Annotated in this window: 7 protein-coding genes; 5 read left to right on the forward strand and 2 right to left on the reverse strand. The window is 73.7% G+C overall.

The features are described from left to right. Positions 1-25: 25 nt before the first annotated feature. Together ACFCZF_RS04530 and ACFCZF_RS04535 are read right to left on the reverse strand one after the other, a co-directional pair. A complete protein-coding gene (locus ACFCZF_RS04530; protein ID WP_376670373.1) occupies positions 26-652 on the reverse strand; it encodes a DedA family protein in 627 nt (208 codons plus the stop codon). Beyond that, positions 649-1422 carry an MBL fold metallo-hydrolase gene (locus tag ACFCZF_RS04535; protein ID WP_376670374.1) on the reverse strand — a complete coding sequence of 258 codons (774 nt, stop codon included), beginning with the start codon at positions 1420-1422 and terminating at the stop codon, positions 649-651. Before ACFCZF_RS04535 ends, ACFCZF_RS04530 begins: the two co-directional genes overlap by 4 nt. A gap of 83 nt (positions 1423-1505) precedes the next feature. Between ACFCZF_RS04535 and ACFCZF_RS04540 the strand changes: the two genes are divergently transcribed. The 5 genes from ACFCZF_RS04540 (at position 1506) to ACFCZF_RS04560 (ending at position 8621) form a co-directional block, all read left to right on the forward strand. Continuing rightward, positions 1506-1907: a hypothetical protein gene (locus ACFCZF_RS04540; RefSeq protein WP_376670375.1), complete on the forward strand. Its 402-nt coding sequence runs from the start codon at positions 1506-1508 to the stop codon at positions 1905-1907. 107 nt (positions 1908-2014) lie between these two features. After that, complete coding sequence (locus ACFCZF_RS04545) at positions 2015-4156, forward strand: phage holin family protein (protein WP_376670376.1); 2142 nt, start codon at positions 2015-2017, stop codon at positions 4154-4156. An 84-nt stretch (positions 4157-4240) separates the two neighbouring features. Continuing rightward, positions 4241-5647 (forward strand): amino acid permease, encoded by a 1407-nt coding sequence (locus ACFCZF_RS04550; RefSeq protein WP_376670377.1) that lies wholly within the window; start codon positions 4241-4243, stop codon positions 5645-5647. A gap of 77 nt (positions 5648-5724) precedes the next feature. Continuing rightward, a complete protein-coding gene (locus tag ACFCZF_RS04555; RefSeq protein ID WP_376670378.1) occupies positions 5725-6786 on the forward strand; it encodes an ATP-binding protein in 1062 nt (353 codons plus the stop codon). After that, positions 6783-8621: a hypothetical protein gene (locus ACFCZF_RS04560; RefSeq protein WP_376670379.1), complete on the forward strand. Its 1839-nt coding sequence runs from the start codon at positions 6783-6785 to the stop codon at positions 8619-8621. Before ACFCZF_RS04555 ends, ACFCZF_RS04560 begins: the two co-directional genes overlap by 4 nt. Positions 8622-8760 lie beyond the last annotated feature (139 nt).

Here is an 8760-nt window from a genome sequence, read left to right on the forward strand (position 1 = left end):
CGCCCTGGCGCCGCGCGGGCAGCGCCTACGCCTTCGCCGGCCCCCGGAACCGCCGCCACACGCTCGGCGCCCCGCTGACCAGTAGCGTCAGCGCGATCGCCGCGGCCACGCCCTCCCACGGCTTGCTGAACAGGGCGCCGCTGAGGACGCCGATCAGCTGGTACGTCACCGCCCAGGCCAGGCAGGCCGGAAGGTTGCCCCGGGCGAACCGGCGCAGTGGCCACTCGGCCAGCAGGCAGGCCAGCATCACCGGTATCCGCCCCGCCGGGACCAGCCGGGACAGCACGAGCACCGCGACATCGTGCTCGGCGAGCTTGTCCTGGGCCTGCTCCAGCCGGTCCTCGGGCGCCCGGGACCGGATCGCCTCCAGCCAGCGCGAGCCGTTCTTCGAGCCGACGCCCCGCCGCCCCAGCCAGTACAGCGCCATGTCCCCGCAGAACGCGGCCAGCGAAGCCGTCGCGAACACCATCAGCATCGAGAACGGCAGGGTCTGGTGCATCGCGACCACGGCCGCCGAACTCACCAGCGCGCCCGTCGGCACCACCGGCACCAGCGCCCCGATCAGCACCAGCAGGAACAGCGAGGGATAACCGAACGCCTGCTGGGTCGGCTCGGTCGGAATACTCGTCACGGCGGCGCCCAGCCAGCTCACCGCGAGACCTCCACCCGCACGCTCTCGCCATGCCCCAGCCGGTGCACCGCCACCCCCGGCGCGCGCAGCGCCGACAGGCGCACGAACTCGTCACCCGGCGTGTGGAACTCGTGGGGGCGCACGGCGTCCATCCCGATCGGCCAGTACGTGCCGTAGTGCACCGGCACCGCCGTGCGCGGCGCCAGCCGGGCCAGCGCCTCGGCCGCCCGCCCCGCGTCCAGGTGCTCCGCGCCCAGGTACGGCCCCCAGCCGCCCACCGGCAGCAGCGCCGCGTCGACCGGCCCGACCTCCTTCTCCATGCCGTCGAACAGACCGGTGTCCCCGGCGAAGTACGTCCGTGCCTGACCCTCGACGACATAGCCGAGCGCGGGGGAGCGGTGCCGTCCGACCGGCAGCCGCCGCCCGTCGTGCCGTGCCGGCACCGCCCGTATCCGCAGGTCCCCGACGGTCGCCTCGTCGCCGGGCGCCACCTCGGTCAGCTCCAGGTGCCCGAGCCGGCGCAGTCCGGGCACCGCCCGTCGTGCGCCCCGGGGCACGAGCAGGCGCGTGCCCGGCGCGAGCCGCGCGAGCGACGGCACATGCAGGTGGTCGGCGTGCAGGTGGGAGACGAGCGCCACGTCCGCGCGCCAGGCGTCCGACGGCGGCAGCGCGCCCCGTCTGCGGCGCAGATGGGCGAGTCTGCGGACGAACAGAGGATCGGTGAGCACACGGATGTCCGAGTCCTCGACCGTGCAGGTGGCGTGACCCCACCACGTGAGCTCCACCGGCACCTCTTTGCCTCCTTCGCGCGACTCCCCGAAGCCTACGTCCAGGAGTAGGGTCGGCGGCGAAAACGGGAGGTGAGGGGGACCCCATGGGGCTGGTGCGGGTGACGGCGATCGCGAGTCTGACGCCGCTGGAGCAGTTGGACGACGATCCCTTCCTGGTCGATTCCCGCAGCCAGCACGCCATGTGCGCCCGCTGGGCCGCGGAGAACGGGTACGTCGTCGCCAGAGAACTGCTGGTACGCGGCCTGCGATCCGACCACGGCGCCCTGTGGGACGGCGTCCGCCCCGGGCACGACCTGTTCGTGGCGCCCAGCCGCCGGGTGCTCGAGAGCGCGCTGTCGTCGGTGGAGGAGTTCACCGCGGAGTGCGCGCGGCGCGGCGTCCGGATCGAGACGGTCGGCCACGCCGAACCGTCCTACGACGCCCGCATGAAGGCGTGCGTGCACCGCAGACTGTCGATGCCGACGGCGGGGTACGACGGCCGCTGACCCCCGGCCGCGGGGTGTGAACCGGACCCGGGGGGACAAACGGGTGCTCCGGAGCGTTGTGACAGGGTGGGGCAGGCCCGTGCCGACGACGGGCCGGGACGTGAGGTGTGCGGAGCGTGGGTGGAGGGCGTTGGCGCCGGGTCGCCAGTCAGATCGGGCGGAGTGTCGCGGTGTGGGCCGTGTCCACGCTCACCATGCTCGTGCTCGCCGGGATCCTGCCGGACTTCCGGCTCCAGTCGCCCGACGGCGACAGCGCGACCGACATCGCCATGACCGCCGCGGTCGGCGCCGGCGCCTTCGGTCTGCTGTCCGCCCTGGTGTGGCCGCTGATGGTCCGGCTGCTGCTCCTGGTGCCGGCGCTCGTCCTCGGGGTGCTGGTCTTCTTCCTCAACGGCGGGCTGCTGCTCCTCGCGATCGACGTGAACCCGGCGGGGCGCGGTGGTGTCGCCCCGGAGACGGCGGTCGTGGTGGCCGCCGTCATGTCCGCCGTCGCCTCCGCCACCGGCGGTGCCCTGGCTGTGCGCGACGACGACGCCTACCGGCGCCGGCTCTACCGGCTCGCCGACCGCCGCCGCAGATCCGGCCCGCCCTGCCCTGCCGGCCCCGGCACCCTCTTCCTGCAACTGGACGGCGTCGGCCACGACGTCCTGCTGGACGCCGTCGACAGCGGCGCCATGCCCACCGTCGCCCGCTGGCTGGGCCGCGACGGCACCTCCGCGACCCACCGGCTCGCCCTGTGGCGCACCGACTGGTCCAGCCAGACCGGCGCCAGCCAGCTCGGCATCCTGCACGGCTCCAACCACGACGTCCCCGCCTTCCGCTGGTTCGAGAAGGACAGCGGCGAGGTCGTGGTCTGCAACCGCCCGACCAGCGCCGCCGAACTCCAGCACCGCGCCGTCAAGCACACCGGCGACGGCGGACTGCTCACCTTCGACGGCGCCAGCCGCGGCAACCTCTTCGGCGGCGGCGCCGACGAACAGGCCCTCGTGCTCTCCATCGCCACCCGCCGCCGCAGCCGGGAGACACGGTCCAGGTCCGGCTACTTCGCCTACTTCTCCGACCCGGCCAACGCCGTCCGCACCGCGCTGTCCTTCGTCGCCGAGGTGGGCCGCGAGATCGGCCAGTCCACCCGCGCGCGCGTGCACAAGGTCCGCCCGCACGTCTCCCGCGGCGGCCTCTACCCACTCGTCCGCGCCTTCGCGACCGTCGTCGAACGGGACGTCGTCGTCGCCGCGGTGATGGGCGACATGCTCGCCGGACGCACCGCCGTCTACGCCGACCTGGTGGCGTACGACGAGGTGGCGCACCACTCCGGGCCGGGCAGCCGGGACGCCGCGAAGGTCCTCACGCGGCTCGACCGGTCGCTCGCGCTGATCGAGAAGGTCGCCGAGCACGCGCCCCGCAAGTACCGGATCGTCGTCCTGTCCGACCACGGCCAGAGCCCCGGCGAGACCTTCCGCGCCCGCTACGGCCTCACCCTCGGCGACCTGGTGCGGGCCGGCTGCGGACTGCCCGTGCCGCGCCGGGCGCAGCGCACCCGCAGCGGCGCCGAGGCGCGCAACACCGTACGGGCCGCCCTGCACCGGCCGGTCGAGGAGGGCGCCGAGCAGCAGCGCCCCGCCGACACCCCCACCGGCCGCCGCTCGGAACCGATCGTGCTGGCCTCCGGCAACCTGGGCCTGGTCTCCTTCCCGGATGTGCGTCACCGGATGACGCGGGAGGAGATCGACGCCCGCCACCCCGCCCTGCTGCCGACCCTCGCCAACCACCCCGGCGTCGGCTTCCTGCTGGTCGACAGCGAGCACGGCGGTCTCGTGCTCGGCGCGCGCGGCGCGGAGATCCCCCTGGACCGGCTCGACGAGGAGCCCGGCCCGCTCGCGCCCTTCGGACCCGGCGCCGCCGACGCCGTCCGCCGTACGCATTCCTTCCCGCACACCGCCGACATCATGGTCAACTCCTTCCACGACCCGGCCGACGGCGAGGTCCTCGCCTTCGAGGAGCAGATCGGCTCCCACGGCGGTCTCGGCGGTGCCCAGTCGCGGGCCTTCCTGCTGTCGCCGGTCGTCCTGTCCGCGCCGGTCGCCGAGGGGGCGGAGATAGTCGGCGCGGAGCACGTGCACCGGGTCCTGCGCCGCTGGCTGCGCGAGTCGAACGGACCGCAGGTGCCCGTGGAGGATTCCCGGTCCAGGGTCGTCGACAGCGCACCTTTTCCGGCTCCGGACGGGGTCGTGCAGGACAAAAGCGCCTGATTTGGAGCCGCGCCGGACCGTGCCCGACCATGGGCGCCGCCCCGGCGATCCCGGGCACCAGTTCCACGAGAGGCGCACCACCCCATGCACGTCACCGGGACCGTACCCCCACCGGCTCCGGCGTCGCAGGAGACCCCCGCGGCCCCCGCTCCCGCACCGGACAACGGCAGGCACGCCCGCCGCTTCGGACTCCCCGTCGCCACCGCCCTCGTCATGGGCAACATCATCGGCGGCGGCATCTTCCTGCTCCCGGCCTCCGTCGCCCCCTTCGGCACCATCAGCCTGCTCGCCTTCGGCGTCCTGACCGTCGGCGCCATCGCGCTCGCCCTGGTCTTCGGCCGCCTCGCCCAGCGCGACCCCCGCACCGGCGGCCCCTACGTCTACGCCCGCGAGGCCTTCGGCGACTTCGCCGGCTTCCTCGCCGCCTGGGCGTACTGGATCACCACCTGGGTGTCCAACGCGGCCCTCGCCGTCGCCGCCGTCGGCTACCTCGACGTCCTGATCCCGGTGGGCGACCATCGCTGGACCGTCTGCCTGGCCGCCCTCGTCATCCAGTGGCTGCCCGCGCTCGCCAACTTCGCCGGCACCCGCTACGTCGGCGCCGTCCAGCTCGTCGCCACCGTCCTGAAGTTCGCGCCGCTCCTGCTCGTCGCGGTCGGCGGCCTGTTCTTCTTCGACGCCGACAACCTGGGCCCGTTCAACGCCACCGGCGGCAGCGGCATCGGCGCGGTCTCGGCCGCCGCCGCGATCCTGCTCTTCTCCTACCTCGGCGTGGAGTCCGCCGCCGTCAGCGCGGGCGAGGTGAAGGACCCGCGGCGCACGGTCGGCCGGGCCACGGTGATCGGTACCGCGGGCGCCGCCCTGGTCTATCTGCTGGGCACCCTGGCCGTCTTCGGCACCGTCGCCCACGACCGTCTGGTGACCTCCACCGCGCCCTTCTCGGACGCCGTGAACGCCATGTTCGGCGGCGCCTGGGGCGGCTGGGCCGTCGCGCTGGCCGCCCTGGTCTCCATGACCGGCTGCCTCAACGGCTGGACCCTCCTCAGCGCCCAGACCCCGTACGCCGCCGCCAAGGACGGCCTCTTCCCGGCCGCCTTCGCCCGCAAGCGGCGCGGCGTCCCGACGACCGGCGTCGCCGTCACCGTCGTCCTCGCCTCCCTGCTCACCGTCTACAACTACACGGCCGGCTCGGCGAAGGTCTTTGAGATCCTCGTCCTCGTCACCACCTTCACCGCGACCGTGCCCTACCTGCTGGCCACCGCCGCCCAGCTCTTCCACCTGCTCTCCGGGCAGGGCGAGAAGGTGAACCGGGCCCGGCTGGTGCGGGACGGCGTGATCGCGGCGGTCGCGGCCGGGTTCTCCCTCTGGCTGGTCGCCGGCGCCGGCTACGCGGCGGTGTACCAGGGCGTGCTGTTCCTCTTCGCGGGCGTGCTGGTCTACGCGGTGATGGCGGCCCGCAGGCGCCGCGCGGAGGCACCCACCGCGCCGTAATTCGGCTGCGCGGGAGCGGTGGGGGACTCACACTGGTGCGGGTCCCCCACTCGACACCCCTCCCGAGGAGCCCCTGCGTGCAGGCCGCCGTCACCGTCACTCCCGCCCGCCTCCCGGAACTGCTGCTCGGCCTCGCCACCGTGCGGCCGGTCTTCCTGTGGGGCGCACCCGGCATCGGCAAGTCCTCCCTGGTGAGGAACTTCGCCGACTCGCTGGGCCTGGAGTGCGTGAGCCTGCTCGGCACCCAGCTCGCGCCCGAGGACCTGATCGGCGTACCGCAGATCCGGGACGGCCGGTCGGTGTTCTGCCCGCCGGAGTCCATCGCCCGCGACGAGCCGTACTGCCTCTTCCTCGACGAGCTGAACGCGGCCACCCCTGACGTGCAGAAGGCGTTCTACTCCCTCATCCTCGACCGCCGCATCGGCAACTACGAGCTGCCCAAGGGCTCCATCGTCATCGGCGCCGGCAACCGCGCCACCGACAACGCCCTCGCCCGCCCCATCGCCTCCGCGCTGGTCAACCGCCTCACCCACGTCCACCTGGATGCCTCCGCGAAGGACTGGCTGGTCTGGGCCGCCGAGCACGGCATCCACCCCTGGATCACGGACCACCTCACCGACCGCCCCGACCACCTGTGGTCCAAGCCGCCCAAGACCGAGGAGCCGTTCTCCACCCCGCGCTCCTGGCACATGCTCTCCGACGCCCTGCACTCCTTCGGCCGCGACCTCGACGAGGAGACCCTGAAGGTCCTCGCCCACGGCACGCTCACCCCGGCCCACGCCACGGCCTTCTGCGGCTACGTCAAGATCGTGCGCAGCCGCTTCGGCATCGAGGCGATCCTCAAGGGCGAGGCCCGCTGGCCCAGCCGCCTGGAGGACCGCGACCTGCTCTACTACCTCGCCGAGTCCTTCCGCGGCCGACTGGTCAAGGAGCTGCCCGCGAGCAAGGAGCACATGTCGGCGAACGGCCGCCAGACCGCCTACCGCGCCAAGTCGCTGCTCGTGCAGCTCGTCGAGATCTCCGTCGAGGTCGCCCAGAGCGTCATCGCCTCCGACGCCGACGGCAACCCGCTGCTGCCCGCCTGGTTCCTCGTCGAGGCCGCCCGCGACATGCCCCGGCTGGTGGAGGCACGGCGATGAGCCGCACCCGCAAGCAGAAGCAGCAGAAGAAGAAGGACCCGGCCGCCGAGGACTGTGCCAAGGGCGTGCAGCTGGTGTGGGCCAACCCGGCCCTGGCGGCGATGGAGGTCAAGCTGTGCCGCGAGGAGGAGTGCCAGGTCGCGCCCCGCCAGGGACTCGTCCGCGTCAGCTCAAACGGCCGGGTCCACCTGAGCCACACCCGCCACGCCGAGCCGGTCGAGTGGGCGTGGGCCATCGCCCACGCGCTGATCCACCTCGGCTTCGGCCACGTACCCGCCGCCACCGGTGAGCGCGACCAGCCCGACCGCTACGACCTTGCCGCCCGCTGCGTCGTCGTCAACCGCTTCCTCCAGACCTTCCCGGTCGGCCGCACCCCGGACGACCTGCCGCCGACGTACCCCGACGGCGACGAGGAACGCATCGCCGCCGCCTGGCGCCGCGAGGGCGGCATCACGGCCGCCTACGAGCACTGCGGCACCGCCGGCGGCGAGCCCGACCAGCTCCTCGCGCCCTGGGACAGCTGGAACGGTCAGGTCCCGGACTGGCAGCTGGCCTTCGCCCACGCGCTGACCCGCACCATGTCCACCGCCCTCGACCTCGCGGGCGGCCGCCGCGACGACATGCTGGGCGGCCCCACCCGACTGCAGCCCTGGCAGCAGGCCCTGAGCTGGTTCGTCTCCTCCTACCCGTTCCTCGGCGGCATCGCGGCCGGCATCACCCTCGTCGCCGACGCCGAACTCGCCCGCGCCCACGGCATCTCCGTCGCCGCCGTCAACGCCGAGGCCGGCGAGATCTACGTCAACCCCCTGCGCCGGTACGACGACGAGGAATGGCGGTTCATCCTGGCCCACGAGATGCTGCACGCCGCCCTGCGCCACGGCGACCGCTGCGGCACCCGCGACCCCTACCTCTTCAACGTCGCCTGCGACTACGTCATCAACGGCTGGCTCGTCGAGATGCAGGTCGGCACCATGCCCGAGGGCCTGCTGCACGACCCGGCGCTGGCCGGCCTGTCCGCCGAGGAGGTATACGACCGTATCGCCGCCGACCTGCGCCGCATGCGCCGTCTGTCCACCCTGCGCGGCAAGGGCGTCGGCGACATCCTCGGCGGCCCGCTCGGTCCACCCCGCGACTACGTCGACCTCGACGGCTTCTACCGGCGCGGCCTCGCCCAGGGCCTGGACCTGCATCAGCAGCAGGAGCGCGGCTTCCTGCCCGGCGGCCTGGTCCAGGAGATCCGCGCACTCAGCCACCCGCCGCTGCCCTGGGACGCCCGCCTCGCCCGCTGGTTCGACGAGTTCGTGCCCCGCCCCGAGCCCCTACGGTCGTACGCGCGCCCCTCGCGGCGCCAGGCCGCCACCCCCGGCATCCCGCGCGCCGGACGGTACTTCCCGCCCGGGAGATCGCCCTCCCCCACGCTCGGCTTCGCTCGCGCGGGGGGACCCCCAACCTTCGGCGTCGTCCTGGACACCTCCGGCTCGATGGACCGCACCCTGCTCGGCAAGGCGCTCGGCGCGATCGCCTCCTACGCCGAGGCCCGGGACGTGCCTGCCGCCCGCGTCGTGTTCTGCGACGCGGCACCGCACGACGCCGGATACCTGCCTGTGACGGACATCGCCGGTCGGGTGCGGGTGCACGGCCGAGGCGGCACAGTGCTCCAGCCCGGCGTCGACCTGCTGCTGCGCGCCGACGACTTCCCGCCCACCGCGCCGGTCCTCGTCATCACCGACGGCTGGTGCGACGTGCTGCGGGTGCGGCGCGAGCACGCCTACCTGATCCCGCGGGGCGCGCGGCTGCCGTTCACCGCCCGGGGGCCGGTCTTCCGGGTGAGCTGAGCCGGAGTGTGATCGGATGGGGGGTGGGGGGCCGGCCGCCAGGCTCCCCCCCCCCCCCCACCACAAAAAAACTCTAAAGGAACCGCCCTTGCAACCCCCCGCCCCCCCCCCCCCCCCTTTGCTGTCTTTTCTCCCCCCC

It is taken from the genome of Streptomyces sp. NPDC056296 (assembly GCF_042268605.1).
Taxonomy (GTDB): Bacteria; Actinomycetota; Actinomycetes; order Streptomycetales; family Streptomycetaceae; genus Streptomyces.

Excerpts from the sequence above, each read along its gene's own strand:
- ACFCZF_RS04540 (WP_376670375.1), top strand. The coding sequence starts at position 1,506 with ATGGGGCTGGTGCGGGTGACGGCGATCGCGAGTCTGACGCCGCTGGAG.
- ACFCZF_RS04550 (WP_376670377.1), top strand. The coding sequence starts at position 4,241 with ATGCACGTCACCGGGACCGTACCCCCACCGGCTCCGGCGTCGCAGGAG.
- ACFCZF_RS04560 (WP_376670379.1), top strand. The coding sequence starts at position 6,783 with ATGAGCCGCACCCGCAAGCAGAAGCAGCAGAAGAAGAAGGACCCGGCC.